This is a genomic window from Maricaulis maris (genome assembly GCF_003634045.1).
Taxonomy (GTDB): Bacteria; Pseudomonadota; Alphaproteobacteria; order Caulobacterales; family Maricaulaceae; genus Maricaulis; species Maricaulis maris.
Genome location: NZ_RBIM01000008.1, coordinates 74,149 through 100,324 on the forward strand (window position 1 = coordinate 74,149; position 26,176 = coordinate 100,324).

General features: G+C 63.6%; 27 protein-coding genes. 21 read left to right on the top strand and 6 right to left on the bottom strand.

Annotated features, from left to right (window positions below; genetic code table 11):
- Window positions 1-74 precede the first annotated feature (74 nt).
- From C7435_RS15570 to tkt, 4 genes are read left to right on the top strand one after another with little or no spacing between them, the layout of a single operon-like run.
- A complete protein-coding gene (locus C7435_RS15570) occupies window positions 75-839 on the top strand; it encodes a YebC/PmpR family DNA-binding transcriptional regulator (protein WP_121212402.1) in 765 nt (254 codons plus the stop codon).
- A gap of 24 nt (window positions 840-863) precedes the next feature.
- Window positions 864-2,024 carry an AGE family epimerase/isomerase gene (locus C7435_RS15575; protein WP_170150511.1) on the top strand — a complete coding sequence of 387 codons (1,161 nt, stop codon included), beginning with the start codon at window positions 864-866 and terminating at the stop codon, window positions 2,022-2,024.
- A gap of 53 nt (window positions 2,025-2,077) precedes the next feature.
- A complete protein-coding gene (pgi, locus tag C7435_RS15580; RefSeq protein ID WP_075191206.1) occupies window positions 2,078-3,631 on the top strand; it encodes a glucose-6-phosphate isomerase in 1,554 nt (517 codons plus the stop codon).
- A gap of 29 nt (window positions 3,632-3,660) precedes the next feature.
- A complete protein-coding gene (gene tkt, locus C7435_RS15585) occupies window positions 3,661-5,643 on the top strand; it encodes a transketolase (protein ID WP_121212404.1) in 1,983 nt (660 codons plus the stop codon).
- Window positions 5,644-5,676: 33 nt separating this feature from the next.
- Here the strand turns inward: tkt and C7435_RS15590 are convergent, their stop codons facing one another.
- From C7435_RS15590 to C7435_RS15610, 5 genes are all read right to left on the bottom strand, one after another.
- Complete coding sequence (locus tag C7435_RS15590; RefSeq protein WP_121212405.1) at window positions 5,677-6,819, bottom strand: SMP-30/gluconolactonase/LRE family protein; 1,143 nt, start codon at window positions 6,817-6,819, stop codon at window positions 5,677-5,679.
- A gap of 139 nt (window positions 6,820-6,958) precedes the next feature.
- Window positions 6,959-8,143 (bottom strand): cupin domain-containing protein, encoded by a 1,185-nt coding sequence (locus C7435_RS15595; protein WP_075191209.1) that lies wholly within the window; start codon window positions 8,141-8,143, stop codon window positions 6,959-6,961.
- Window positions 8,144-8,283: 140 nt separating this feature from the next.
- Window positions 8,284-8,838 carry a hypothetical protein gene (locus C7435_RS15600; protein WP_075191210.1) on the bottom strand — a complete coding sequence of 185 codons (555 nt, stop codon included), beginning with the start codon at window positions 8,836-8,838 and terminating at the stop codon, window positions 8,284-8,286.
- 54 nt (window positions 8,839-8,892) lie between these two features.
- On the bottom strand, window positions 8,893-9,522 hold the full coding sequence (locus tag C7435_RS15605; RefSeq protein WP_075191211.1) for a hypothetical protein: 630 nt from the start codon (window positions 9,520-9,522) through the stop codon (window positions 8,893-8,895).
- Window positions 9,523-9,629: 107 nt separating this feature from the next.
- Entirely contained in the window at window positions 9,630-9,965 is a 336-nt protein-coding gene (locus tag C7435_RS15610; protein ID WP_075191212.1) for a hypothetical protein, read from the bottom strand.
- 317 nt (window positions 9,966-10,282) lie between these two features.
- Between C7435_RS15610 and ruvC the strand changes: the two genes are divergently transcribed.
- The 17 genes from ruvC to C7435_RS15695 all read left to right on the top strand — a co-directional run bounded on the left by ruvC (window position 10,283) and on the right by C7435_RS15695 (window position 24,893).
- Entirely contained in the window at window positions 10,283-10,783 is a 501-nt protein-coding gene (gene ruvC, locus C7435_RS15615; protein ID WP_075191213.1) for a crossover junction endodeoxyribonuclease RuvC, read from the top strand.
- Window positions 10,780-11,418 (top strand): Holliday junction branch migration protein RuvA, encoded by a 639-nt coding sequence (gene ruvA, locus C7435_RS15620; protein ID WP_121212406.1) that lies wholly within the window; start codon window positions 10,780-10,782, stop codon window positions 11,416-11,418. Before ruvC ends, ruvA begins: the two co-directional genes overlap by 4 nt.
- Window positions 11,419-11,557: 139 nt before the next feature.
- Entirely contained in the window at window positions 11,558-12,559 is a 1,002-nt protein-coding gene (gene ruvB, locus C7435_RS15625; protein WP_170150522.1) for a Holliday junction branch migration DNA helicase RuvB, read from the top strand.
- Window positions 12,556-13,023 carry a tol-pal system-associated acyl-CoA thioesterase gene (gene ybgC / locus C7435_RS15630; RefSeq protein WP_121212408.1) on the top strand — a complete coding sequence of 156 codons (468 nt, stop codon included), beginning with the start codon at window positions 12,556-12,558 and terminating at the stop codon, window positions 13,021-13,023. Before ruvB ends, ybgC begins: the two co-directional genes overlap by 4 nt.
- Before the next feature lie 94 nt (window positions 13,024-13,117).
- The gene (locus C7435_RS15635; protein WP_143743085.1) at window positions 13,118-13,786 is read left to right on the top strand and encodes a nuclear transport factor 2 family protein; all 669 of its coding nucleotides are present in this window, start codon (window positions 13,118-13,120) and stop codon (window positions 13,784-13,786) included.
- Window positions 13,787-13,960: 174 nt separating this feature from the next.
- Window positions 13,961-14,629, top strand: a complete 669-nt coding sequence (gene tolQ, locus C7435_RS15640; protein WP_075191218.1) for a protein TolQ — start codon at window positions 13,961-13,963, stop codon at window positions 14,627-14,629.
- 4 nt (window positions 14,630-14,633) lie between these two features.
- Window positions 14,634-15,068 (top strand): ExbD/TolR family protein, encoded by a 435-nt coding sequence (locus C7435_RS15645; protein WP_075191219.1) that lies wholly within the window; start codon window positions 14,634-14,636, stop codon window positions 15,066-15,068.
- 67 nt (window positions 15,069-15,135) lie between these two features.
- Window positions 15,136-15,918, top strand: a complete 783-nt coding sequence (locus C7435_RS15650) for a cell envelope integrity protein TolA (protein ID WP_147422733.1) — start codon at window positions 15,136-15,138, stop codon at window positions 15,916-15,918.
- Between the two features lie 27 nt (window positions 15,919-15,945).
- Window positions 15,946-17,307, top strand: a complete 1,362-nt coding sequence (locus tag C7435_RS15655; RefSeq protein WP_121212410.1) for a Tol-Pal system protein TolB — start codon at window positions 15,946-15,948, stop codon at window positions 17,305-17,307.
- A gap of 133 nt (window positions 17,308-17,440) precedes the next feature.
- A complete protein-coding gene (gene pal, locus C7435_RS15660) occupies window positions 17,441-17,965 on the top strand; it encodes a peptidoglycan-associated lipoprotein Pal (protein WP_121212411.1) in 525 nt (174 codons plus the stop codon).
- Between the two features lie 111 nt (window positions 17,966-18,076).
- A complete protein-coding gene (gene ybgF, locus C7435_RS15665; protein ID WP_121212412.1) occupies window positions 18,077-18,964 on the top strand; it encodes a tol-pal system protein YbgF in 888 nt (295 codons plus the stop codon).
- A gap of 2 nt (window positions 18,965-18,966) precedes the next feature.
- Entirely contained in the window at window positions 18,967-20,322 is a 1,356-nt protein-coding gene (tilS, locus tag C7435_RS15670) for a tRNA lysidine(34) synthetase TilS (RefSeq protein WP_170150512.1), read from the top strand.
- A gap of 101 nt (window positions 20,323-20,423) precedes the next feature.
- Entirely contained in the window at window positions 20,424-22,337 is a 1,914-nt protein-coding gene (gene ftsH / locus C7435_RS15675) for an ATP-dependent zinc metalloprotease FtsH (RefSeq protein WP_121212414.1), read from the top strand.
- A 145-nt stretch (window positions 22,338-22,482) separates the two neighbouring features.
- Window positions 22,483-22,977, top strand: coding sequence for a hypothetical protein (locus tag C7435_RS15680; protein ID WP_121212415.1), 495 nt, complete (start codon window positions 22,483-22,485; stop codon window positions 22,975-22,977).
- 101 nt (window positions 22,978-23,078) lie between these two features.
- Window positions 23,079-23,909, top strand: a complete 831-nt coding sequence (folP, locus tag C7435_RS15685; protein ID WP_121212416.1) for a dihydropteroate synthase — start codon at window positions 23,079-23,081, stop codon at window positions 23,907-23,909.
- Window positions 23,909-24,550 (top strand): glutathione S-transferase N-terminal domain-containing protein, encoded by a 642-nt coding sequence (locus tag C7435_RS15690; RefSeq protein WP_121212417.1) that lies wholly within the window; start codon window positions 23,909-23,911, stop codon window positions 24,548-24,550. Before folP ends, C7435_RS15690 begins: the two co-directional genes overlap by 1 nt.
- Before the next feature lie 4 nt (window positions 24,551-24,554).
- Complete coding sequence (locus tag C7435_RS15695) at window positions 24,555-24,893, top strand: DMT family transporter (protein ID WP_121212418.1); 339 nt, start codon at window positions 24,555-24,557, stop codon at window positions 24,891-24,893.
- Here the strand turns inward: C7435_RS15695 and C7435_RS15700 are convergent.
- Complete coding sequence (locus C7435_RS15700; protein ID WP_121212468.1) at window positions 24,890-26,083, bottom strand: M24 family metallopeptidase; 1,194 nt, start codon at window positions 26,081-26,083, stop codon at window positions 24,890-24,892. The two genes, C7435_RS15695 and C7435_RS15700, sit on opposite strands and share 4 nt — an antisense overlap.
- Window positions 26,084-26,176: the final 93 nt, after the last annotated feature.

Consider the following 26,176-nt stretch of genomic DNA (forward strand, 5'->3'; position numbering starts at 1 on the left):
CGCAAAGTATGGTGTTTGGCTGACATTCTCGGTAGAGAAAACGCCTCGAATCCGCAGGAACAGGAAACTCGACCATGGCCGGACACTCCAAATGGGCCAATATCCAGCACCGCAAGGGGCGCCAGGACAAGCTGCGTTCCAAGCTGTTCTCGCGCCTGTCCAAGGAAATTTCCATCGCCGCGAAGATGGGCGGCCCCGATCCGGATGCCAATCCGCGCCTTCGCCTCGCCATCGCCAACGCCAAAGGGCAGTCGATGCCCAAGGACAATATCCAGCGCGCGGTCGACAAGGCCTCGGGCGGCGATGGCGATGATTTTGAAGACATCCGCTATGAGGGTTTTGGTCCGGCCGGAATCGGCGTGATCGTTGAGGTCTCGACCGACAACCGCAATCGCGCGGCCGCTGAAGTCCGCACTGCTTTCGCCAAGAATGGCGGGAATCTTGGCGAGACCGGCTCGGTCGCTTTCATGTTCGATAATGTCGGCGAGATCCGCTATCCGCTGTCGACTGCTGACGAAGATGACATGATGGAGGCCGCCATCGAAGCGGGCGCCGAAGATGTCGGGTCCGAACCAGGCGATGAGGACAATGAAGGCGAGCATGTGATTTACACCGCCCGTGAAGACCTCATGGAAGTGGTGGGAAATCTCTCCGAACGTTTTGAGGATCCGTCCTCGGCCAAGTTGATCTGGAGGCCGCAAAACCTCATCGAAGTCACCGGCGACAAGGTCGGCTCCTTGATGAAGATGATGGAAACGCTCGAAGATTGTGACGACGTACAGAACGTTTATGCCAATTTTGACATTTCCGATGAGGATATGGCGCAACTCGACGGCTAGCGCCGTGGGGGCTTGGGGGGTGTTTTGAATTCGTTGGAACGGTTCGCCGACTGGGGGGTCAATGTCGCCCTGCCATTTTGGGCCGGTCATGCCTGGGACAGGCGAAGCGGCGGATTTCTCGAATCTCTCAGCCTCGACGGCAGGCCGGTCACCGGCGACACACGGCGGGTCCGCACCCAAGCACGCCAGGTCTATGTCTTTGCGCGCGCGCATCTTGCCGGATGGTGTGATGGTTTTGACCTTGCCGTTGACGGTTTCGAGTTGCTCGAGCGCCGCGCGAAATCACCGGACGGCAAGCCGGGCTGGGTCCATCGTCTGAGCGATTCAGGCGAGGTCGAGGATCCGATGCGGGATCTCTATGATCATGCCTTCCTGTTGCTGGCCTTGGCGTGGCTGCATCGATTGACGCGGGACAGTTATTACCGGAACAGTGCCGACGCGTTGATCGCATATCTCGACGACGCATTTGGCCATCCGGCAGGCGGCTATTGCGAGAATGTCGGTGGTGCTGCGCTGCCGCGCCGCCAGAACCCGCATATGCACTTCTTTGAATGTTTGCTCGCTTGGCACGAAGCGACAGCGGACCCGGAATACCTGCGCCGGGCCGGTCATATCCTCACGCTCTTGCAGGATCGTTTCATGGTCGCGCCGGGCGGCTTTCTCGCCGAGCATTTTGACAATGAACTGCGCCCGGCACCTCGTCCCGATGAGGGGCTTTTGGTCGAACCGGGCCACGAACTTGAATGGGTGTGGCTGCTCGACGAGGGTCGAGAGGCGGGTCTGGTGGTTCGGGAAAATTTGCCCGACGAGTTGTACGCACATGCCTGTCGGTTCGGGCGCAATGCCAAGACCGGCTTCATGATGAGTGCCATTTCCGGAGCCGGCGATATTATCGATGGGGGCAGTCGGACCTGGGTACAAACGGAGTGGTTGCGCGCCGCGCTCGCTCGCCAGCGTCTGAGCCATGTCGATGGCGGGAGCGAGGTCGAACGTGCTGCTGCGCAACTGCTGCAGCATCACATTGACCCGGCCCTTCCGGGCGGTTGGATCGACCAGGTCGATGGGTCCGGTCAGCGGGTTGCTGACCGCATGCCGGCCAGCACGCTCTATCACCTGCTCGGTGCGGTCGTGGAGGCCGATCGCGCGGGTTCCAAGGACCATGAAAGCGCGTCCGACGCCTTGTGAAGCGACCGCCCTGCCAATAGGTTGTCATTTCCACTCTGAGCGCAGGAAGTCCCGTGTCCGATACCGATTTGAACGCCCATGCCGAACGCCTGTCCGGCCTTTCTCTCCGTGCGCTGGCCGAGGCTGGCGAAGATCGTTCCAAAGCCCTGATCCTGAGCGCGGCAGGCCTCGAACTTGACGCGACCAAACAGCGTCTCGATGAGGCGGCCCTGCAGGCCCTGTTTGCCCGTGCCCGCGCGAGCGGACTTGAAAGCAAACGCGATGCGCTTCTTTCGGGCGCAATTGTGAACGCTACCGAAGGCCGCCCGGCCTTGCACATGGCCTATCGTGAGGGCGGCAATCTCGCGGGCAGTGATGCGGCAGCATTGGTCAAGCGGACACAGGCCGAGACGCGTGATTTCGCCGAGCGTGTACGTTCCGGTGCCTATGCGCCGTCCGGGGTCAGGATCAGCCGTGTTGTCAATATCGGGATTGGTGGGTCGGATCTGGGGCCGCGTTTGGTTGCGGATGCGCTGGCTGACCATGCCGATGGCGGCCCTGAGCTTCGATTCGTCGCCAGCCTCGATCCCAGCGACCTCAAACATGCGGTCGCCGGGGCAGAGCCGGCCGCGATCCTGTTCATCGTTGCCTCGAAATCCTTCTCGACCCAGGAAACCCTGATGTCCGGCGAAGCCGCCCGGGATTGGCTGGCCGGGCATGTCGGCGCCGACAAGGCGGGGGCCCATTTCGCAGCCGCATCGGCTGCGCCCGAGAAGGCCAAGGCCTTCGGGATTGATCCCTCGCTGGTGTTTGATTTCCCGGACTGGGTCGGGGGGCGTTATTCCGTCTGGAGTGCGGTTGGATTGGCGCTCGAGATCGGCCTTGGTCCGGATGTCTTCCAGGCCTTCCGCGATGGCGCAAAAGCCATGGACACGCACTTCGCGACAGCGCCGCTTGAGCGCAACATGCCGGTTCTCAAAGGGTTGATCGATGTCTGGAACCGGATCGGCCTGGACTATCCGGCCCGCTGTGTCGCCGCTTATTCGGCCCGACTGGGAAAGTTGGCGGACTATTTCCAGCAGCTGGAAATGGAATCGCTCGGCAAGTCCGTGACGGTCGACGGCAAGCCCGGCTCAACCCCGGGCGGAGCGTTGGTGTGGGGCGGCAATGGTACTGAGATCCAGCACTCCTTCTTCCAGTGGCTGCATCAGGGCGGTGACGTGGTGCCGGTCGATTTCATCGGCATCGCGCGGCACTTTTCCAGCTCTGATGCGCGTGAGCAGGCACTTGCCGCGAACATGGCAGCGCAAGGTGCGGCCCTGCTCGACGGTCGCAAGATTGATCCGGCGATCGAACCGGAGCTTGCCAGTCACAAGTCCATGCCGGGCGGCCGACCATCATCAACCCTGTTGCTCGATGACCTGACGCCGGCAACGCTTGGGGCGCTTATCGCCTTGCACGAACACAAGGTTTTTGTCGAAAGCGTGCTCTATGACATCAATCCGTTCGACCAATGGGGTGTCGAGCTGGGAAAAGTGCTGACCAAGGGGATTTTGGACGGCGATATATCCAGCTATGACGCCTCCACAAAAGCCTTGCTCGCAAGGACAGGCCTGATATCCGGCTAGCGGCCGGCCCGGCGCATGGAGACGCTCGCATGACCACGCTTTCCACCTCGGTTTCGATGTCCGATATGGCCAATGCCATCCGGGCGCTGTCGATGGATGCCGTCCAGCGGGCCAATTCCGGCCACCCCGGCATGCCGATGGGCATGGCCGATGTGGCAACAGTGTTGTGGGCCAAGCATATGAAGTTTGATCCGACCGCGCCGGGCTGGGCGGATCGCGACCGCTTTGTCCTGTCAGCGGGCCATGGCTCGATGCTGCTTTATTCCTTGCTGCACCTGACCGGGTTTGAAGACATCACCCTCGATGAGCTGAAGAATTTCCGCCAGATCGACAGCCTCACCGCCGGCCATCCGGAATATGGACATACACCGGGTGTGGAAGCGACCACTGGACCGCTGGGGCAGGGTATCTCGATGTCGGTCGGCATGGCTCTCGCCGAGCGCATGATGAATGCCCGCTATGGCGACGAGCTGGTCGATCACCGCACCTGGGTGATCGCGTCCGACGGTGACCTGCAGGAAGGTATCTCCCACGAGGCGATCTCGCTGGCCGGCCATCTCGGGCTCAACCGCCTGTGTGTCCTTTGGGACGATAACGAGATTTCCATCGACGGTCCGACCGATCTTTCCGAGAGCACTGATGTGCTCAGACGTTTCGAGGCAGCCGGCTGGGCGGTTTCGCGCATTGATGGCCATGATCACGCGGCCATCGACGCCGCCCTGCAGGCCGCGCGTTCGTCCGACAAGCCGGTCCTGATTGCGTGCCGCACGACGATCGGTTTCGGGGCGCCGACCAAGGCCGGTACGGCGGGCAGCCATGGCGCGCCGCTCGGCGACGAGGAGATCGCCGGTACGCGCAAGGCGCTGGGCTGGACGTCGGCGCCGTTCGATATCCCCGCCGACATCCTCGATGCCTGGCGCGCGACGGGTTCGGCGGATTCCCATCAGGCCTGGCAGGACCGTCTCGCCGGCTCGGAGAAGGCCGATGACTTCGTGTCACAGATATCCGGTGAGCCCGGCGAGGCCGAACTCGCTGCGCTTGATGCCTGGCGTCGCAAGGTTGCCGAAGACAAGCCGGCCGTCGCATCGCGGGCCGCTTCCGGGCAGACGCTGGCGGCGATCATCGGTGACTGGCCGAGCCTGGCGGGTGGCTCGGCCGACCTGGCGGGCTCCAATCTGACAAAGACGCCAGGCGTGGGTATCGTCAAAGCGGGCGACTATGCCGGCCAGTACATTCATTTCGGCGTGCGAGAGCATGGCATGGCGGCCTGTGCCAACGGCATGTCCCTGCATGGCGGTTTCCGGCCGCATGTCGCGACCTTCCTGGTCTTTGCCGATTACTGTCGCCCCTCGATGCGCCTGTCCTCGCTCATGCACCAGCCCGTGGTCTATGTGATGACGCACGATTCCATCGGCCTGGGAGAAGACGGTCCGACGCACCAGCCGGTCGAGACACTGGCATCGCTACGCGCCATTCCGAACATGCATGTCTTCCGGCCGGCCGACGCGCTGGAAACGGCAGAGGCCTGGGATCTCGCATTGCGTCGGATCGACGGCCCGTCCGTCCTGGCGCTATCGCGCCAGAAACTGCCTTTCCTGCGCGACGATGACGGCAGCGAAAACCGTTCGGCGCGCGGCGCTTATGTGCTCTCTGATAGTAATGGTGCGCCGGATGTTGTGCTGGTCGCGACCGGCTCGGAGGTTTCGCTGGCCGTCGAGGCCGCGTCGGCGCTCCGCGGCAAAGGGCGCAGTGTTCGCGTGATCTCGGCACCTTGCCTCGATCTCCTGCTTGAGCAGGGCGATGACCATATTGATGATCTCTTCCCCGCCGGTATCCCGGTGGTCGCCTGCGAGGCGGCACTGCGTTTCGGTTGGGACCAGATCATCGGGCGCAAAGGCGCGTTTGTCGGCATGACCGGCTTTGGTGCGAGCGCGCCCGCGGAGACCTTGTACGAGCATTTCGGCATCACAGCGGAGGGCATCGTCAACGCCGCCGAAAGTTTGCTCGCATAGGCGGTCGCGACATCCGGACCGTCTGGGAACAGACTAGTCAGTGCCGCCAGTGCGCGGGGGCGCGGTGGCGCGCAATCCGGCTTGGACGGCGGCCTGTGGCAGCTGCGCGATATAGCCACAATCGGCTGAGCCGAACCATAATTCCTGGTCCACCGACAGTGTCATGTTCGAGATATGGCACAATTGGCTGTGTGTGCCGTGCAGCGACGAGATGATCGTGCCGTCCTGTTCGTTGATCACCGCAATGAAGGCGTTCGGCCGCCCACCGGTCGGTTGCACCCAGCGGGGCAGCCGCGAAACGATCCGCGCAAGCCACGGGTTGCGGCGGATTGTTCGCAGGGTCGGGTCGCGCTGGGCGGGGAAGGCGATGAACAAGTGGCCTGAACCGTCGGTCGCCAACCCGTCTGGTAGTCCGGGCAGATTTTCGACGAAAACTTCCGACTCGCCGCGTCTCGGTCCGTCCACCCAATAGCGGAGTATCCGGTAGCGGAAGGTTTCAGCGATATAGATGGATTGCCGGTCTGACGCGACAGCCAGGCCGTTGGGAAAGTAGAGCCGGTCCGCCGCCAGACGGGTTTGATGCGTTCGCGGATCCCAAACATAAAGCGCGCCGTGCGGCCGGTTTTCCAGCATGTCGTCGCGATGGCTGTTCCGGTCGGGGTCATTGCCAAGCATGACCGAGGAGTCGGTGAAATATATCTCGCCATTCGGCGTGACGGCGAGGTCGTTGGCATATCCGAAGGGGTAGCCGGGGACGCCGGCGCTGACCTGGGTGGAACTGCCGGTGATGGTATTGACTGCGAACAAACCGTTCGCGGTGGTGGCTCCGAGCGTGCCCGCATTGATCCAGCTTAGGCCGAGCACGGGAGCGGTGTCGAAGTCTGCGATCACGGTTCCGGGCGTGCTTGCTTGTGCGGGGTCGATGCGGACGACCTCGCCGGTAAGATTTCCGTAGTAGAGGGCGCCGTCCGGTCCGAGTGCGATGCTGCGGGCAGCGCCTGAAACACCAACATTTACGAAGCGGGCGGTGTCCAGTGCCGCGTTCGGAGCCAGCGGTCCGGCCATCGCCGGCGGCTCCGGCTCATCCCAGTAAACCGGGTTGATCGACGAAGGCCACATCAGCCACAGCACTGCGAAAACCGCCGCCAGACCCAGAATTGTGACACCGAAACGCAATGGCCTACCTGCCTGCAAACAAGTGAGCGGCCCGGAGGTGCCGGGCCGCTTCAGGGAGCCGCATGTAGAGTTTTAACCATACCGTCCGCAAGTGATTGGCAGGTTTTGAATTATAACCTGCGGTTTCGCGGACTGCCGATCACGTCGGCACGATGAGGCCGAAAGCGTGCAATTTGGCGAGTGTTTCGATCGCGCCGGCCTCATCCTGACCGGCAAAGCTGGCCGCGGTGACCGTGCCGCCATCAAGCAGGATGTGCAGGCCGGCCTCGGCCTCTGCGGCAAAGCGCACTTCGCCGCCCGCCGTGATGATGACGTTCTCCTCGCCATCACCGGCAAACCGCCACGGCACGAAGGGGCGCAAGCGGAAAGCCTGGCCAGGTTTGCCGGGTGCAAGATATCCGTTGATCGTACCCCTTGTGTTGGGCACGCGTGAGCGGATGAAGCTGTCGACGAAGAAGTCCATCGCCCCGTCGACGCTCATCTCGCTGGCCAGGGTCTCGGTCATGGCCTTGAAATATGATGCAGCTTCGCTGCGGTCAAAATTGGGATCGGCGAAACCCGGCGGCAGCGAACGGCGCATGGCCGGCGTGCGCAGTGCCACCTCGGAGACCGCTTCCAGCATCAGGTCGGCCCAGGTCTTGACGATCAGACCCAGCGTCACGTGCAGCGATGCGGTGTCGCCATGGGTCTGGGCGTCATGCATCAGGCCGCGCGGCACATAGATGCATTCGCCCGCCTTGAGCACAAATTCGGCGACCGGTTCGCCGGCCTTGTGGGCGTCGGGGCGGAAACCTTCGCCCCGATAGGGGTTCTCGACAGGCGTTTCATAAAAGCGCCAGAGTTTCTCGCCCTCAATCTGCAACACAAAGACGTCATGGTCGTCATAATGGGTGTTGAAGCCCTGATTGTCCGGCGGGGTGAGATAGATATTGGTCTGGACGTGGCAACTCAGGATCGACTCGACCGCGCGGCAAAATTCCCCGAGCACAGCGTCTGACATGTGCAATTGCGGAAGGATGATTGTGGCGCCCTGGCGGAACTGGTTGGCGACACCGCCGCGATCGACATAACCGGTGTCGAACATGTAGTCCTCGCGGCTGACCGGCGGTTCCGACCGAGCCATGTCGAGCGATCCCTCGCGCAGATCGATGCTCGAAATGATCTCATCGATCCGGGCCATCGAGAGCAGGCCAGCATAGCGCCCCGGGTCGTCGCGGTGAACGATGAGTGGCTTGGCCTCGTGATAGTCGCGGAAAAAGGTGTCGCGATCGATCGGGTCAATCATCGCGCGGAACGGATCCGTCAGCCAGAGCGGTGCGGTCATGTGGTCTCTCTCCCCCGGGAATGAATGAGAAGGTTAGCGGTGTCGTCAGGGATTGTCGCCACTGTGCTGCCTTGGATGTCAGTGGCATACGAAAAACCCCCGCGCGTTGGCGCGGGGGTTTTCTGATCAGTCCGGATGCTTCAGCAGCGTCGGCCCCCGCCGACCGGGTCGGCATAATTGCCGCTGTCATTATCGGTGCACGATCGTCCGCCGCGCCCGCCGCCGACCGGGTCGGCATAGCGTCCGGTGTCGCTGTCGGTCGTGCCGCGATACCCGCTGCCGCGTCCGCGTCCCACCGGGTCCGCATAGCTTCCGGTATCACTGTCAGTCACGCCGGAACTGCCACGGCCGCGACCGGCGGGATCGGCATAGGAACCGCTGTCGGCATCCGTGACGCCGCCGCCACGCCCGCCGCCCACCGGGTCGGCATAGCGACCGCTATCTGCATCGGTGACACCACCGCCGCGACCATTGCCGACCGGGTCGGCATAACGCCCGGTATCGCTGTCCGTCACGCCGGTATTGCCGTAGCCGCCGCGGCCACCGCCAGCCGGATCGGCATAGCGGCCCGTGTCGGTGTCAGTGTAGCCGGTCGTTGCGCAACCGGCGACGGTGCCGGCGGCGCCGGTCACAACCGCAGCGCCAGCGACCCGCGTCAGGAATGATCGCCGGGAAAGTTTGCCTCGTTTGGCCATTCAAGCCTCCATGGGTGAGGCCGGCATCGATCTGGTCGAGCGGCCCTGCGGGAATCAGCGGCAGCGATCGCCGCGACCAACGGGGTCGGCATAGCTGCCGGTGTCACTGTCGGTACATGAGCGGCGCCCGCGGCCATTGCCGGCGGGGTCTGCATAGGCACCGCTATCGCTGTCGGTGACGCCGGAGCGCCCGCGGCCATTGCCGACCGGATCAGCATAGGCACCGGTGTCGCTGTCGGTGATGCCCGAATTGCGGCGTCCGCGGCCATTGCCGGCCGGATCCGCATAGGCACCGGTATCGCTGTCGGTAATGCCCGAATTGCGACGCCCGCGGCCATTGCCGGCCGGATCCGCATATGAGCCGCTGTCACTGTCCGTGATGCCCGACCGTCCGCGGCCATTGCCGACCGGGTCGGCATAGGCGCCGGTGTCATTGTCGGTAACGCCCGAGCTGCCGCGGCCATATCCGGCGCGGTCAGCATTGCGACCGCTATCGCTGTCGGTTGCGCCGGTGCGCCCATAGCCCGCGCGATCCGCATAGCTGCCAGTGTCACTGTCCGTGCGGCCGGTGCGGTTTTGCGCCGCAGCAGCGCCTGTCACGGCTCCGGCGGCGCCGGTTGCAATCGCAGTTCCAGCGACGCGCGTCAGAAACGAGCGGCGGCTGAGCTTGCCCTTCTTGGCCATGAAACTACCTCACTCTCGTGTCCGGCAATCCCCCACGAACTGCCTGGTGTCCCTCACGATAGAGATATGGCGGCGGCACCAGGGATGGCGCCGCCGCGAAGTCTTGACTACAGGCTGGAGCCGCGGCCACGACCACCCGGGTCGGTGCAGCCCGAGCTGTCGCTGTCGGTATAGCCTGTATTGCCACGGCCGAACCCGGCCTGGTCGGCGCAGGCGCCGCTGTCACTGTCGGTGCGACCGGTACGGCTTGTGCCGTGGTTGGCGTAATCATTCGGGTCGGAATCGGTGATGCCGGTACGTGCCACACCATCAACCGGGTCGGCATCCGAATAGCGTTGCACCACAGCTGCGCCCGCAACCGTGGCAATTGCACCGGTTGCGATCGTTCCGCCCGCGACGCGGGTCAGGAAAGAGCGACGGCTCAGTTTGCCTTTTTTGGCCATGTTGAATTCCCCCTGTAGCTTCGTTGCGCAATCCATAGCGCGCACGATCAAATTCACTGAGAGTCTAAGCACGCAACCACAACGGCGCAAACGAAAGTGTAATATAAAATAATCAACGATTTCATATGTATGTAAGTATTCATGAGAATGCATCTCACTAATTTTGAGTATGCGACTGGTTCTCACCAAGTGCGCGCTAACAATGCGAGTTAATCGCAAGAAAATCCGCGCGGTGCCGGCCGCGAGCGGAGATATGTCGTTCACGTCTTGTTCCGGGGCTCTCGCTGGTGTTAGCTAGGGGCAACCGGGAGGGGCGAATGGCGTTATCCGTGCGAATTCTTGGGATTGACCCCGGCCTGCGACGCATGGGCTGGGGCATGATCAGTGTCGAGGGGAGTCGGCTGAGCGCGATCGCCCATGGCGTTGTCACGCCACCGACCAATGCGCCATTGTCGGAACGTCTCATCCATTTGTTCGATGCCGTCGGCGATCTTGTGAGGCAATACAGGCCCGACGAAGCGGCCATTGAAGAGGCCTTCATGGCGGCGAATGCGTCTTCGGCGCTCAAACTGGGACACGCGCGCGCTGCGGCCTTGCTCGCGCCGGCCCAGGCCGGATTGCCCGTCGCCGAGTATGCCGCGCGGCTGGTGAAGAAATCGGTGGTCGGAACCGGCGCCGCCGACAAGGCCCAGATTGCGGCCATGGTCGGTGTCCTGCTGCCGGGAACACGGGCGACGGCGGATGCGGCTGATGCGCTCGCCATTGCGATCTGCCACGCTCATCATCGGCGGGCATCACAAGTCGGGAGTGCGGCATGATCGGAATGCTCAGGGGGCGGGTTGAAGCGCTTGGCGCTGACGAGCTCGTTCTCGACGTGAACGGGGTGGGCTATCTGGTCGGCGCCGGAGCGCGGACCCTGTCACGCCTTGAACCCGGCGAGGACATTGTCCTGCACATTGAGACCCATGTTCGCGAGGACGCATTCAAACTGTACGGCTTTCTCCACGACATCGACCGGGCCTGGTTCGTGCATCTGCAGAACATCCAGGGCGTCGGCGCCAAGGCCGCCTTTGCCATTCTCGACACTGTGCCGGTCAGCGAGATCGCCAATGCCGCCGCGCTGGGGGACAAATCAACCTTTGCCCGCGCCAAGGGTGTCGGACCCAAGCTGGCGACGCGGATCGCCACGGAGCTGAAAGACAAGGCGCCGCCGGTCGGGCGCAGCTTCTCTATCGGCTTGCCGGTTCATTCCGGCGATACCGCACCGGCGGCGGCGCCGCGGTCGGATAATGCCGACAGCGCGGCGCGCGAGGACGCCGTCTCGGCCCTCGTCAATCTCGGCTACAATGATGGCGCGGCGCGGCAGGCCGTGGCGAAAATCCTGCGGGAGCGCGGCAATGACGCACCACTTGGCGACGTTATCCGCCTGTCGCTGAAGGAGTTGGCGCAATGAGGTCTTGCTTGGATCGTGGTTGCGCGCCGGGCCGACGAACACGTGTTCATGGACGCGGGAACCCGGATCACGATACATCCCGGCGATCATGACTGACACTCCTGACCCATCCGGCGATGACCGCCTTGTTGACCAAGACATGCAGCCTGGCGACGGGCGGGACCGTGCGCTGCGACCCTTGTCTTTCTCCGATTTCGTCGGCCAGAAGGCGGCGATCGCGAACCTGAAAGTCTTCGTAGAGGCAGCGCGCCGGCGCGAGGAGGCACTGGATCATGTGCTCCTGTCGGGCCCTCCCGGGCTGGGCAAAACGACGCTGGCCCAGATCGTGGCGCGGGAAATGGGCGTCGGTTTCCGGGCGACGTCCGGTCCGGTGATCGCCAAGGCCGGCGATCTGGCAGCGATCCTGACCAATCTCGAACCGCGCGACGTCTTGTTCATCGATGAAATTCACCGTCTGGCGCCGGCGGTTGAGGAAATCCTGTACCCGGCGATGGAGGATTTCTGCCTCGACCTGGTGATCGGCGAGGGGCCGTCGGCCCGGACCGTGCGGATCGAGCTTCCGCCTTTCACGCTGGTCGGAGCGACAACGCGCGCCGGTCTGTTGGCAACGCCGCTGCGCGACCGCTTTGGTGTGCCGGTGCGGCTGGAATTCTATGACGAGGCGGAGCTTGGCTTCATTGTCACCCGGGCGGCGTCAAAGCTGGGGATCGGGGCGACGCCGGATGGCGCGCGTGAAATTGCGCGCCGTGCCCGTGGCACGCCGCGGGTTGCCGGCCGCCTGTTGCGTCGGGTGCGTGATTTTGCCGAGGCCGAAGACGCGACGGCGATTACCGATCTTGTTGCTGATCGTGCCTTGAAACGCCTGGAAGTCGACGCGATCGGGCTCGACAGCCTGGATCGCCGTTATCTGAAGGCCCTGACCGAGAGTTTTGGCGGCGGTCCGGTGGGTGTCGAGACGCTGGCGGCAGCCCTGGCCGAGGCCCGAGACGCGCTGGAAGATGTGGTCGAGCCCTTCCTGATCCAGCAGGGCTTCATCCAGCGCACCCCGCGTGGCCGGACCGCGACCGGGCGGGCCTGGGAGCATTTGGGGCTGGCGCCGCCACAACCGGCAGCCGCGCCGGGAGGCTTGTTCGGAAAATGACCAATGCGCCGTTGATGCCGGCCGCCGGGGCGTTCGGCGATGATCATGTCCATCGCCTGCCCGTGCGGGTCTATTATGAGGACACCGACTTTTCCGGCGTGGTCTATCATGCGTGCTATCTCCATTTCTTCGAGCGTGGGCGGACCGAGAGCTTGCGCGCTTGTGGCATCCATCATTCGGAACTCGCTGCGATGGAGCCATCGCTCGCCTTTGCCGTGCGTCGGATGGGAATCGAATTCGTGCGCGCGGCCCGCGTCGACGATGTGTTGATTGTTGAAACAGCATTCCGACCGCAACAGGGCGCGCGCCTGATGATGGAGCAGCGCCTGACCAGGGAAGGCGAGGTCGTGGCGATTGCCACGGTTCAGGCCGTCTGTATTGACGGCGCCGGGCGGGCCAAGCGGCCGCCGCAATGGATGCGACAGAAGTGGGTCCACTATGTTTCGGAAGGTTTGCAGGAATAAGTCGCAGTTGCAATAATAGCATGCAAAAGCTCATGGAGATGACTTGCCTGGCACCGTGGCAGTCGCTACCCCTGTAGGTAATAGGGGAATATAGTTGGCTGACTATCTGAAAACGCCCGGCCGCTCGAAGCCTGACGCGACGCGCCCGTCGACACCACCTCCCAATTTCGCGCTCAATGTTGCCCGTGTGTTGCAGGACGGGGCGGACATGTTCATCCACTCGGTGCATGAAGTCGAAGCCGACGGCGACGTCTGGGTGACGATGAGCATGGTCCGGCGTGACCGGACAGGACCGATGACCGTGAAGCGTCAGGTGTCGGCACGTTTCACTGCGAGCGACGGGTATTGTGCCGTGTCGTCGGCGGCGGATCCGGACCCCAATCTTGAAAACGAGGGCGCCCTGAACAAGGCTCAGGTCAGCGCTTTCATACGGATGGTGGTGCGTGATGGCGGTGTCGAGCACCGTGACGCCTTCATTGATCGCGGACGTTTCGTCAGCCACTCACCGGGCGCCTGCTGCCGGCCGGAAGGCTATGACGCGCTGGTGGACCGCCGCCGCCCGCGCCCCGGCCTGACCTATCATGGTGTCGATGAAATGGTCGGCGAGGGCCCCTATGTTGCGGTCTTCTCCTGTTTCGACATGGACGGCGCCACCTATCGCGCCTGCGACCTGCTGAGGCTCGAAGACGGGCGCATCGTCGAGCACTGGGATGTGATCGAGGAAGTCGCCTCGCACTCGGTTGCCCATAACGACGAGACGTGATCGCGCAGTATTTACGGTTATCACCTCCTGAAATTTGCCGTATTCGATAGGCAAGGATCCGTCCCGGGCGGAGTGCGTTGTTGCAGGCATGATGCCTGCATGGCGTCGGATGGATTGTGAAACAAGGTATCGGATCGGCGCGGGGCGCGGGTCCGGAGCGCAAGGGTGAGCGTTATGGAGTCTTCTGTCGTTGAGGTTGCGCAGGTCGTGGAAGGCTTCTCCTTCTACGCGTTGTTCATGCGCGCCGACTGGGTTGTGAAAGGTGTGATGGGCATTCTCGCCTTCATGTCGGTCTGGTCCTGGGCCATTGCGATCGACAAGGCGCTGCAATTGCGCGGCCTGCACGCCAAGGCCAAGCATTTCGAGCGTGAATTCTGGTCCGGCCGCTCGCTTGACGCTCTCGCCGACCAGTTTGCCAAGACGGCACGCGAGCCGTTTTCACGCGTCTTCGCCGCGGGTCTGCGCGAATGGAAGGGCGACAATCCCGGCGGCCGCGTCTCCAAGGCAGCGGGTGCGGAAGCCGGACGCCAGATGACGAGTTCGGAAGGCGGGCTGGGTATCCTCGCGACCATCGCGTCGGCAGCGCCCTTTGTTGGCCTGTTCGGTACGGTTTGGGGCATCATGAATGCCTTCCGCGCCATCGCGGCGTCCCAGGAAACCAATCTTGCTGTCGTCGCCCCGGGCATCGCCGAAGCCCTGTTCGCGACGGCGCTCGGCCTGTTGGCCGCCATCCCGGCGGTGATCTTCTTCAACGCCTTGTCAGCCAATATCGCCAAATACGGCTCCCGCCTCGATGGCTTCGTGGATGAGCTTTCGGCGCTTGCCGATCGCGACGGGCTTTAGGCCGATGGCTGTCTCACTTGATAGCGGCGGTTCGGGTCGGGGCCGCGCCCGTTGGAAGCCGAAGGCGGAAATCAATGTCACGCCCTTCGTCGATGTGATGCTGGTCCTGCTGATCGTCTTCATGATCACGGCGCCGCTGCTTACGGTCGGGGTGCCGGTCAACCTGCCGGAAACCGAAGCGCGCAGCCTGCCAGCCGGCGAGGAGCCGCTGACGGTCACGATCGATGCGAGCGGTGTGATTTATCTGCAGGAAACGGAAGTCCAGATCACCGAACTCGTGCCGCGTCTGCGCGCGATTGCCGGTACCGGTTTCGACGCCCGGATCTATATCCGGGCCGATGATGGTGCCGCCTATGGCGATGTCGCCCGGGTGATGGCCAATATCAATGCGGCCGGCTTCTCCAATCTGGGCCTGGTCACGGACCCGATCGAGCAATAACGGCGGTCATTCTGTGCGTGGTTTTGTCCTTTCCCTTTTTGTGCACGGCGGCATCATAGCCGCGGGGTTGATTTATCTGCCCCGCGTCGCGACCGTGTTCGAAACCACGCCGATCATCCCGATCGAGCTGGTGACCCTGGGTGAGCGGACGAATATCCGGGCGGCAAGGCCGGACCCGGAGCCTGTCGTCGAAGACGAATCCGAAGTCACGATTGACGACGCAATCGACGAACCCGTTGAAGCAGCGCCGGTGCCAGAACCGGAACCCGTCGAGACCGAGCCGGAAATCATCGATACGGCACCGGAAACCCCGGCCGAGCCGGAGCCCGCGCCCGTCGAAGACGCGCCGGAGCCGGAACCCGAGCCGGTGCGTCAGCAACCGCAACCGGAGCGCCCCCGCGAGCGCCAGCCCGAGCCGGCCGAACCTTCGCTGAACGACATGTTGGGCGATTTGTCGCGCAGCGTTGCCGAGACGCGCGATACCCAGGCGGCTGATGACGGTGCCCGCCGCAATGCGGTCGGCAATGGCGAGCAGATGACGGCGACTTTGCAAGACCTGCTGCGATCCCACTTGTCCCGTTGCTGGCGGGCTTCGCTGGATGCGCCCGAACCGGACGAACTGGCCGTGCAGCTTGTCCTGCAACTCAACCGCAACGGCGAATTGTCGGCGCCGCCACGCATTATTGACCAGGCTCGCGTACTCCATTCGCCCAACCCCTATCTGCGCGTTGCCGGCGAGCGGGCCTTGCGTGCGGCTGTGCAATGCCAGCCTTATTCATTGCCGCCGGAAGCCTATTCCCAATGGCGTCAAATTGAGGTCAATTTTTCGCCGTCCTTATACGGTGGCTAGTCACACCCGTCCCGGAGACCCTGTCCCATGACCCGCATACTTGTCCTGATTGCCGCGTTTCTTGCCCTGTTAGGCTGGAGCGGTGTCGTCACCGCCCAGGAACCTCTGCGGGTCGATGTGACCCAGGGCAATCTCGATCCCATGCCGATCGCCGTGCCGGACTTTGTCGGCGTCTCTGACGAAGCCATGCGCCGCGGCGCAGACATCACGCGGGTCGTCGCCAATGACCTGGCCAGCTCCGGCCTGTTTGCCCCGGTCGACCAGGAAGCCTTCATCGAGGACATCACCAATATCGACCTGCGCCCGCGCTTTTCAGATTGGCGCGTGATCAATGCCGACGCCCTTCTGGTCGGCAGCGTGACGATCCAGGAAGATGGTCGTCTCGTGGTCGGCTTCCGGCTCTGGGATACGCGCCTGGAAGAGCAGCTCCTGGGCCTGCAATATCGCACCGCACCGGAAAACTGGCGCCGCGTGGCGCACCGTCTGGCGGACGCCGTCTATGAGCGTCTCACCGGTGAGACCGGTTATTTCAACACGCGCATTGTCTATGTCTCGGAAGGCCGCGGCATTGAGGGGGAGCCGATCCGCCAGCTCGCCCTGATGGACCAGGACGGCGCCAATCCGTCCTTTCTCACCGACCGCTCCTACATGGCGTTATTGCCCAATTATTCGCCGAGCGCCCAGGAGATCACCTATGTCTCCTTCCTCGACGGTCAGGCGACGACCTATCTCTACAATCTTGAAACCGGACGCCAGGAAGCCCTGTTTGCCTCCGGCGGCGCAGGTGCAGCGAGCCAGGTTGATCCGGACGGGCAAAGCCTGTCCGCGCGTTTCTCACCGGATGGATCGGAACTGGCCGTGTCGATCGAGACCCGGTCCGGACACGACATTCATCTGTTCGACCTTCGCACCCGCAATCTGCAGCGCCTGACGCAACACCCGGCCGATGATGTCGAGCCATCCTTCTCGCCCGATGGTGAGCGTATTGTTTTCTCGTCAGCCCGTGGCGGTGGGTCTCAGCTATACGTGATGGATCGCGACGGGTCCGACGTCCAGCGTGTGACTTTCGGCTCGGGTCGCTACACGACACCGGTCTGGTCGCCGCGTGGGGATTTGATCGCGTTTACCAAGCAGATCGGCGGCCAGTTTGCGCTCGGCGTTGTCCGGGCCGATGGGTCTGGAATCGAGCGGATTCTGTTTGAAGGCTATTTCGTCGACACGCCGGCCTGGTCGCCGAACGGACGTGTTTTGCTGTTCACACGCGGGGAACCACGCACCAATGGTACGCGTTATGAAATCTGGAGCGTCGATCTGGCTGGTTTCAATCTAAGGCGGCTCGCAACGGGCGGAATGGCGTCCGACCCCGCATGGTCGCCCTTGATTGAGTAGCAGATTTCTGCGTAACGTTTTGTCCGGTAAACGGCACCAATGGGGGGGCCGTCATCGGTTCAACGTCACGTGACGCGTGATTGGGAGTAAGCCTCAGGCGGTTTGCGCTTGGGCTGATTGAGGGTGTAACATTATGAATATCAAACTGTTTGCTATTGCGGCGCTTGGGGCGTTTGCGACCGCTTGTGCGTCGACTCCTCCGGTCGACGACACGGCCCCCGTGCGTGCGCCTGATCCGATTGTCGAACCGGATCCCGGTCCTGTCGATACCGGCCCGGGATATGAACTGGGCTCCACCGCGCATTTTGTTGAAGCCGCGGGCGACCGGGTTTTCTTCGGCCTCGACCGTCATGACCTGTCGGACGAAGCCCGCGCCACCCTGCGTCGCCAGGCGGCTTGGCTTGCCTCCTACCCGGATGCCCGCATCCTGGTGGCCGGCAATTGCGATGAGCGCGGAACGCGTGAGTACAACCTGGCTCTCGGGGCACGACGCGCCAATGCGGCCCGCACCTATCTGATCAGCCAGGGCGTGGACCCGTCGCGGGTCTCGACCACCTCTTACGGCAAGGAACGCCCGACCTGCATGCAGTCGTCGGAAACCTGCTGGGCGGTCAACCGCAATGCGGCCACGACACTGGTTGGCGGCTACACCAACTAGTTCGTGCAGGCATGAAACAGGAAACGCCCGTGACCGACCCGTCGCGGGCGTTTTCCATTCTTCTCCGGGGCAGCCGTAATTTCGCCGTCCTCGTCCGATAGGTGCGTTTCCATGATCAGAGTTCTTTGCCTCTCCGCCCTCGCGACAGCCTTGATTGCCGCCGCGCCCGCCCAGGCCCAGTCACGCCGGGAATTGTCTGAACGCATCGATGCCACGGAAGTGCGTATCGGCGAGCTGGAGCGCCAGTTCATGGCCGGCGACCCGGTCGCGGAAGCATTGATCCGGCGCATGGACGAGCTGGAATACCAGGTCCAGGCGCTGACCGGTGAGGCGGAACGTCTCAGCTTCGAAAACCGCCAATTGCGCCAACAGGTCGAGACGCTCGAGAGTGAGCTTGAGGCCAATGCCCGTCCGGCGGCACCGGCCATGGACGATGCGGCTGTGGCATGGATGCAGGATGGTCTCGATGCCGACGGCGACGCGGCGGACGGTTCGCAGATTGCCATCATTGATCCGGCCGACCCGCATGGTGAGGCCCGCGCCGCCGCGACCGGTGTGCTTGGCGGTGCTCCGGCGGCGGCGGATAGTGCCGGTACGAACCCGGCCGCACCGGCCGACCCGTCCATAGCCTATGAGGCGGCGCGTGCGCGGCTGCTCGATGGTGATTTCGACGGCGCCCAAAGCGGTTTCGAAAGCTTCGTGGCGAACAATCCCGATCATGCCCTGACCGCGCAAGCGCAATACTGGCTTGGTGAAACCTTCTATGTCCGGAGTGATTTTACCCAGGCCGCCGACGCCTATATCGCCTCGCTTCGCCAAGCCCCGGAGGGTGAGAAAGCACCGGACGCACTGGTCCGGCTTGCCGCGTCGCTGCACGGGATGGGCCGCACCGAAGATGCCTGTGCCACCCTGTCCCGTTTCGGGCGCCAATTCCCCAATGCCGCGCCGGCCTCGCAGGCCCGCGCCGCGCGGGAATCGGTTCGCGCCAACTGCCAATAGGCGTGAGCGCTGCGGCCGTCGACATTGTCGGCACTGCGCTGGACCGGCTGGGCGGGGACGGTGTCCTCGGCCTCGCCTGCTCGGGCGGTGGTGACAGTCTCGCCCTGCTGTTGATCGCATCGGACTGGGCCGACCGGAATGGTCGGCGGCTCCACGTCTTCACCGTTGATCACCGATTGCGGCCAGAGGCCGCCGTAGAGGCGCAAGAGGTCAGCCGTATTGCGGCAGAGCTGGGTTGGCCGTGCGATATCCTGCCCTGGCAGGAGGCTCGCGCCGGGGCTGGCATTCAGGCCCGCGCCCGCAAGGCCCGTCATCGCCTGTTGGCCAATGCCTGCCAGACGCATGGAATTGATCGGCTAATGCTGGCCCATACGCGGGACGACCAGTCCGAGACGGTCTGGTTGCGCCTTGCTGCGGGTGGCAGCTGGCGCAGTGCAGCGGCGATGGCCGAGACGGCACCGTCGCCGGTCTGGCCGGAAGGTCGTGACCTGACGCTGATCCGCCCCTGCCTCTGCATCGACCGTGCGGATTTGCGGCAAATCCTGGCGACCGCCGGCCGCCGCTGGGTCGATGATCCGTCGAATGAAGATTGTCGTTATGCGCGGATCCGCACCCGGGGCACGCTGTGCCAGCTCGGTGAGGCGGGTTTCGAGACGGCGCGCTTTGCCGCCTTGGCGACGACACTGCAGGCGCTGATCCAGGCCGAACGGGCGGCTGCCTGGCGCGCGGCCGGCACCTGTGTCGGGATCGAGGCATGGGGGGGCGCCCGGATTGACCGCGCCACTTGGTCGGCCCTGACTCCGGCGATCCGCTTTTGCATGCTCGACGCTCTGGTGATGGCGGTCTCCGGGGAAGAGCAGAATCCGACCCGGTCGCGGCTTGAACCGATCGACGCGGCGCTGTGCGATGGCCGGCCGGTGTCGGGCTGCGGCGTCCGACTGTTGGAAGAGCGGGACGGCGCGGTTTGGATGGTTCGCGATGCCGGTGCCGTTCTGGGCCGGGTTGACCGGCCCGTCCCCGAGCCTTGGTGCGAAACGGCAGCAAGCTCTGGTGGTCGCCAGTCAACATGGATCTTCGACGGTCGTTTCGAGCTTGCAAACCGTCAACGCAAACTTGATTGGCGTTTGCTGGGCGAGGCGTATCAAGGTGTGTCGGATCGAGCTATACTCGATCCTGTGCCAGGTCCGGCCCGATCCGGCCTGCTGGTCGGCGAGCGGAACGGCGAGGTGGTCGAGATCGCCGGATTTGCCGCAGCGGACGGCTCGGCGACCATGCGATCGCTGCTCGCGCACAGATTTTGCAGGCGTCTGCTGCCGCACCCTGCGGCGAGATGGTTTGATGAACCGAATGCGGCCTGAATGGGTCGGGATTGCAAGCGGGCTGCGCGCCTGACTGGCGCTGAGCGCCCGGAATGCCCATATCTGGTCGTGAATGACCGACTGATTGAACGGATAAATGCATGCCCATGAGAAATTTTGCGATCCTGGCCGTGGTGCTGGTCCTGTTGATGGTGTTGATGCAGATGATGGGGCAGTCCTCTGACCCGGCATCCCAGCAACGCGGACCATCCTATTCGGATTTCCTCGACCGGGTTGAACGCAGCGAGATTTCCAGCGCTACGATCCAGGGCGACACGCTGCGTGCCGTGACCCATTCGGGCGAAAGCTTTGAGGTGACGCTGCCGCCGTCTGACACGCAGACGGTCAGCCTGCTGCGCGAAGCCGACGTCAATGTCCGTGTCGAGCCGGTGTCCGAAGATGGCAATATCTTCCTCTCCATGCTGTTCAACTGGTTCCCGCTGCTGCTGCTGATCGGTGTCTGGATATTCTTCATGCGCCAGATGCAGGGCGGTGGACGCGGCGGCGCCATGGGCTTTGGCAAGTCGAAGGCGCGGCTTTTGACCGAGCATCATGGCCGCAAGACGTTCGATGATGTTGCCGGTGTCGATGAAGCCAAGGATGAACTCCAGGAAGTCGTCGAGTATCTGAAGGATCCGTCGAAATTCCAGCGTCTGGGCGGCAAGATCCCGAAAGGCGCCTTGCTCGTCGGACCTCCGGGCACCGGCAAGACATTGCTGGCCCGCGCCGTCGCCGGTGAGGCCAATGTCCCCTTCTTCACGATCTCCGGTTCCGATTTCGTGGAAATGTTTGTCGGCGTCGGCGCCAGCCGTGTCCGTGACATGTTCGAACAGGCCAAGAAGAACGCGCCCTGTATCATCTTCATCGACGAGATCGACGCGGTCGGTCGGTCGCGCGGGGCCGGTCTCGGCGGCGGCAATGATGAACGCGAACAGACGCTGAACCAGCTCCTGGTCGAGATGGACGGGTTTGAGTCGAATGAAGGCATCATCCTGATCGCCGCCACCAACCGTCCCGACGTGCTCGATCCGGCGCTCTTGCGTCCGGGCCGTTTCGACCGTCAGGTCGTGGTGCCCAATCCGGACATCACCGGGCGTGAGAAGATCGTCAAGGTCCATATGCGCGATGTGCCGCTGGCCGATGATGTCGACCCCAAGGTGATTGCGCGCGGCACGCCCGGTTTCTCCGGTGCCGACCTCGCCAACCTGGTCAATGAGGCCGCCCTGCTGGCCGCCCGTCGCAACAAGCGCCGCGTGGCTATGCAGGAATTCGAGGACGCCAAGGACAAGGTGATGATGGGGCCGGAGCGGCGTTCCATGGTCATGTCCGAGAAGGAAAAGCAGCTCACCGCCTATCACGAGTCCGGCCATGCCATCGTCGCCATCAACGTGCCGTCGGCTGACCCGGTGCACAAGGCGACCATCATTCCGCGCGGTCGTGCCCTGGGCATGGTCATGCAGCTGCCGGAAGGCGACAAGATGTCGATGACGCACGAGGAAATGACCTCGCGTCTCGCCATCATGATGGGTGGCCGCGTTGCCGAGGAAATGAAGTTCGGCAAGGAGAAAGTCACCTCCGGCGCCGCGTCGGACATCCAGCAGGCGACCCGACTGGCCAAGGCCATGGTGACCCAGTGGGGCTTCTCCGACGAGCTCGGTCCGATCGATTATGCCGACAATCAGGGCGAGGTTTTCCTCGGCCAGCAACTGGTGCAGAGCAAATCCGTGTCCGGCACCACGGCTCGCAAGATCGAAGAAGAGGTTCGCAATCTGGTGCAGACCGGCATGGACGAGGCGCGCCGCATCCTGACCGCCAAGCGCAAGGATTGGGAGACCCTGTCGGAAGGCCTGCTGGAATACGAAACCCTGTCCGGCAGCGAGATCACCGACCTGCTCAACGGCAAACCGCCGGTCCGCCCCGACGATACGCCGCCCCCGCCCAGCGACACGCCGACCAGCGCCGTGCCGACAACGGATGAGGGGCCGGAAACCGGTCCGGAACCGCAGGGCGCCTGATCCGGCGATAACGCGCAATGACAAAGCCCCGGACCTTGAACAGGTTCGGGGCTTTTTTGATCATGGGGCTGTGCCGATCAACGCTTGCCCGCTTGGCCAAATCACAACCAAATCGTGTTTCAGTAACAAGAGGCATCCGGTGGTCATGCGATACTTGTCAGCAATCTTCGCCAGCGCGTTTCTGGCCGCTTGTGCCCATGACCCCGCCGCTGCGCCGACTCCCCAGGCTTCGGCCTTGGTGACTGAATACTCCGTCTCGGTCGACGCCGCCTTGCCGGGGCAGAGGGTGACCGTCGGGGAGGAGTCCAGCTTCCGCAGCAATGGTGACGGCGAGATGGTCGTAATGGTGTTTCTGGAAGACCTGCCGGCCGGCGTCACTGACCTTGCCGACGCCAGTGGCACGGACAGCCGGACATTGATGGTTGGCATGCAGCCGTCGCGCGATGGTGACGGTCGTATCGTCTATGAGATCCACTTGGCGTTCCAGGATGATGTCGAGGCACACCCGTTCGGATTGCAGGACAGGCCGCGTCTTGTCGCCGCCGAAGGTGAGACCGCGACCGTACATCTCGGTCAGGAGGCCGGTGAGGTCTATTCCCGATTAACCATTGATGTGACCTCGCACACTGTCGTGGACTAAACCGGCTCCGGGAGCCGGGGTTTTCGTTTGTCGCCCAGTGCCGGTGCAGCGTATATCAGGGGCAGGCAGTCACCCTCCCGCTTCCCAGCAAACGGATCGTCATGGCCAAATTCCGTTCCCGTCGCCAGTCCGACCTGCCCTTCGTGATGGGCGTTCTCAATGTCACGCCGGACAGTTTCTCCGATGGTGGTGATTTCATTGACCAGGAAGCTGCAGTCGAGCGCGGTCTGGAAATGTTGAAGAACGGCGCCGACGTGATCGATGTCGGTGGCGAGTCGACACGTCCGGGCGCGGCACCCGTGGCCGAGGATGAAGAACTGCGGCGTGTCATTCCGGTGATCAAGACCCTGCGCGAGCGCTCTGGCGCCCGCATTTCGATCGACACATTCAAACCGGCCGTGGCGCGCGCCGCCGTCGAGGCCGGAGCCGATATCTGGAATGATGTCATGGCGCTTCGTGCCGACGGCGCCCTTGAGACCGCGGCCGAACTCGGCGTGCCGGTTATCCTCATGCACATGTCGGGCACACCCAAGACGATGCAAAAGGACCCGCAATATGACGACGTGGTGTCCGAGGTCTGCGACTTCCTGACCGAACGGGCCGATATCGCCATGGCCAAGGGCGTCAGTGCTGACAGTATCTGGCTCGACCCGGGCATTGGTTTCGGAAAATCGCTCGATCACAATCTGGCGCTGATGCGTGACCTCGATCAGGTGATCGGGCTTGGCTATCCGGTCCTGTTCGGCGCCTCGCGCAAACGTTTCATTGCTGCCATCGACGAGGGTGCTGCCGAGATGGAGCGGTTGGGTGGATCGCTGGCAGCGGCCTTGCGCGCGGCCTCGGCCGGCGCCGCCATGGTGCGCGTTCATGATGTCCGCATGACGGTCCAGGCGCTGAAGGTCCAGGCCGCCATCCGCAAGGGACGCGCCTGATGTCCTATACGCTTTATGGCAAGGCGGGTTTCGGTTCGGTCTGCGTCGAGGCGGCGCTGGAACTGGTTGGGGCGGAGTACGACTTCGTCGAAGCTGATCCCTTGGGCGATGAGGCCGACCAGCGCCGTGTGCGCGCCATTAATCCGGCCGGCCAGGTTCCCGCCCTCATCCTGCCGGACGACAGCGTCATGACCGAGAGCGCCGCCATCCTCATCTGGCTTGGTGATCGTTATCCCGAGGCCGGTATCGCGCCCGCCATCGACGCACCGGAGCGTGCCGAATATCTGCGCTGGATGCTGTTTCTGGCGGCCAGCATCTATTCCACCTTCACCCTGTCGGACGGGCCGGAGCGTTTTCACCCCGACCCCGCAACCCATGAGACCCTGCTGGCGTTGACCAATCAGCGCCGCAACGACATGTGGACCTTGATGAATGATGCGTTTGACGGTGCTCCCGGCCGCTTCCTGCTCGGCGACAGTCTCAGCCTGCTGGACGTCTATGTCGCCATGATGTGCCGTTGGTCGCCGGGGCGCTCCAGCTTCGCCCGTGTCTGCCGGGCTCTTCTGCCGGTGGTGGAGGCGACCGAGGCCGACCCGATCATCGCCGAGGTCTGGGCGCGCAATTTCCGACGCCAGGACTGAGCCGGTGGCCTTCCTGACCAATCCCTGGACCCTGTTGGTGCTCGGCGGCATCTGCGAGATGGGCTGGGCGCTGGGGTTCAAATATGTCCGCAGCGACGCGCCCTGGTGGCAGCACGCGGCGGTCTTCGCCGTGCTCGCCGCCTCGATGGCATTGTTGTGGGTCGCCATGAAATCCCTGCCCGCCGGCACCGCCTATGCGGTGGGGACCGGGATCGGCGCGCTGGGCGTGGCGACACTTGGCATCCTCGTTTTCAACGAGCCGGCGACGCATTTGCGCATCTTCTTCCTGGCCCTGATCCTGATCGGCATTGTCGGCCTGAAAGCCGTCAGCGGCGAGCGCTAGCCGAACGGATCATCGACCGCATGCGCCGGCTCGGTGAACCAGCGCGGGCCGGTCGGTGTCATGTAGAAATGGTCCTCCAGCCGGATGCCGAATTCGCCCGGCACACAAATCATCGGCTCATTGGAAAAACACATGCCGGCGTCCAGTGGCGTGTCATCGCCGCCGACCAGGTAGGGACCTTCATGGATGTCCAGGCCGATGCCATGGCCGGTGCGGTGGGGAATGCCGGGCAGGTCATAGCCAGGTCCGAAGCCGCGTCGTTCGGCCTCGGTACGGGCAGCGGCATCGACGGCGCTGCAGGCGCCCCCGATCTGCGCCGCTTGGAAGGCCGCCAGCTGGCACGCCTTCTCGGCCTCCCAGACTTCGCGTTGCCGGTCGCTGGCTTCGCCGAACACATAGGAGCGCGTGATATCGGATTGGTAGCCATGCATGCCGCAGCCGGTATCAATCAGCACCACATCGCCGTCTTCCAGCGCCTTGGGATTGGCGACGCCGTGCGGGAAGGCGGTGTCCGGTCCGAACAGGACGATGCAGAAGGTCGATCCGCCCGGCGCGCCGATCGCCTTGTGGGCGGCATGGATGAATTCGGTGACCTCCCGGGTCGTGATCCCGGGGCGGAGGATGCGCGCCGTCGCGGCATGCACTTCCAGGGTCGCTGACATGGTTGCCTGCATGAGCGCGATCTCGTCGGCATCCTTGGTCTTGCGGGCAGACAGGACCACCTCGCTGGCATCGCCGGTATCACCGCGCCAGGCCTGCGAGATCGCATTGGCGGTCACCAGCGGTGTCGTCGGGTCGAGGCCGAGGCGCCCGGAGGCGCCATCAAGACCGGCGAGCAGGGCATAGGGGCTTTCATGCTCCTCCCAGACCGATAGTGGCGCGCTCAGGCGCATGAAGCCTTCCAGCGTCCCGGTCTCGAAGGCCGGGCCGAGATAGGTCAATCCGCCATCGACGGTGACGAGGGCGCCGACCAGACGTTCCGTGGCTGGCCAGCGCAGGCCGGTATAATAGTTGAGATTGCTGCCGGCATTGAGCCAGATCGCGTCCAGCCCGGCGGCTTTCATCCGCTCGCGCAGCCCGTCCAGCCGCTCGCTGAGGCGTTCGACCGGGATGGGCTGGCAATGGCTGAGCCGGTCGGTGAGCTTCGCCAGCTCAGCCTCGGCCGTCGAACCGCCAACGCCGCGTGTCATGGTCTGGGTTGCCATCTCAATCTCCGTGTCTGGAGGCGTGAGGCTATGCGGCGGCGGCGTCGCAGACAACGCCGCCGCTGCAGGCATTCCGTA

What these genes read in the sequence shown, in the direction of transcription:
- pal (WP_121212411.1), top strand. Translation starts at nt 17,441, where the DNA reads ATGAATATCAAACTGTTTGCTATTGCGGCGCTTGGGGCGTTTGCGACC.
- ruvB (WP_170150522.1), top strand. Translation starts at nt 11,558, where the DNA reads ATGCAGCCTGGCGACGGGCGGGACCGTGCGCTGCGACCCTTGTCTTTC.
- C7435_RS15570 (WP_121212402.1), top strand. Translation starts at nt 75, where the DNA reads ATGGCCGGACACTCCAAATGGGCCAATATCCAGCACCGCAAGGGGCGC.
- folP (WP_121212416.1), top strand. Translation starts at nt 23,079, where the DNA reads ATGGCCAAATTCCGTTCCCGTCGCCAGTCCGACCTGCCCTTCGTGATG.
- C7435_RS15605 (WP_075191211.1), bottom strand. Translation starts at nt 9,522, where the DNA reads ATGGCCAAGAAGGGCAAGCTCAGCCGCCGCTCGTTTCTGACGCGCGTC.
- C7435_RS15610 (WP_075191212.1), bottom strand. Translation starts at nt 9,965, where the DNA reads ATGGCCAAAAAAGGCAAACTGAGCCGTCGCTCTTTCCTGACCCGCGTC.
- tkt (WP_121212404.1), top strand. Translation starts at nt 3,661, where the DNA reads ATGACCACGCTTTCCACCTCGGTTTCGATGTCCGATATGGCCAATGCC.
- ruvA (WP_121212406.1), top strand. Translation starts at nt 10,780, where the DNA reads ATGATCGGAATGCTCAGGGGGCGGGTTGAAGCGCTTGGCGCTGACGAG.
- C7435_RS15655 (WP_121212410.1), top strand. Translation starts at nt 15,946, where the DNA reads ATGACCCGCATACTTGTCCTGATTGCCGCGTTTCTTGCCCTGTTAGGC.
- ruvC (WP_075191213.1), top strand. Translation starts at nt 10,283, where the DNA reads ATGGCGTTATCCGTGCGAATTCTTGGGATTGACCCCGGCCTGCGACGC.
- C7435_RS15600 (WP_075191210.1), bottom strand. Translation starts at nt 8,838, where the DNA reads ATGGCCAAACGAGGCAAACTTTCCCGGCGATCATTCCTGACGCGGGTC.
- ybgC (WP_121212408.1), top strand. Translation starts at nt 12,556, where the DNA reads ATGACCAATGCGCCGTTGATGCCGGCCGCCGGGGCGTTCGGCGATGAT.
- C7435_RS15645 (WP_075191219.1), top strand. Translation starts at nt 14,634, where the DNA reads ATGGCTGTCTCACTTGATAGCGGCGGTTCGGGTCGGGGCCGCGCCCGT.
- C7435_RS15680 (WP_121212415.1), top strand. Translation starts at nt 22,483, where the DNA reads ATGCGATACTTGTCAGCAATCTTCGCCAGCGCGTTTCTGGCCGCTTGT.
- tolQ (WP_075191218.1), top strand. Translation starts at nt 13,961, where the DNA reads ATGGAGTCTTCTGTCGTTGAGGTTGCGCAGGTCGTGGAAGGCTTCTCC.
- ftsH (WP_121212414.1), top strand. Translation starts at nt 20,424, where the DNA reads ATGCCCATGAGAAATTTTGCGATCCTGGCCGTGGTGCTGGTCCTGTTG.
- C7435_RS15595 (WP_075191209.1), bottom strand. Translation starts at nt 8,143, where the DNA reads ATGACCGCACCGCTCTGGCTGACGGATCCGTTCCGCGCGATGATTGAC.
- ybgF (WP_121212412.1), top strand. Translation starts at nt 18,077, where the DNA reads ATGATCAGAGTTCTTTGCCTCTCCGCCCTCGCGACAGCCTTGATTGCC.
- C7435_RS15690 (WP_121212417.1), top strand. Translation starts at nt 23,909, where the DNA reads ATGTCCTATACGCTTTATGGCAAGGCGGGTTTCGGTTCGGTCTGCGTC.
- C7435_RS15700 (WP_121212468.1), bottom strand. Translation starts at nt 26,083, where the DNA reads ATGACACGCGGCGTTGGCGGTTCGACGGCCGAGGCTGAGCTGGCGAAG.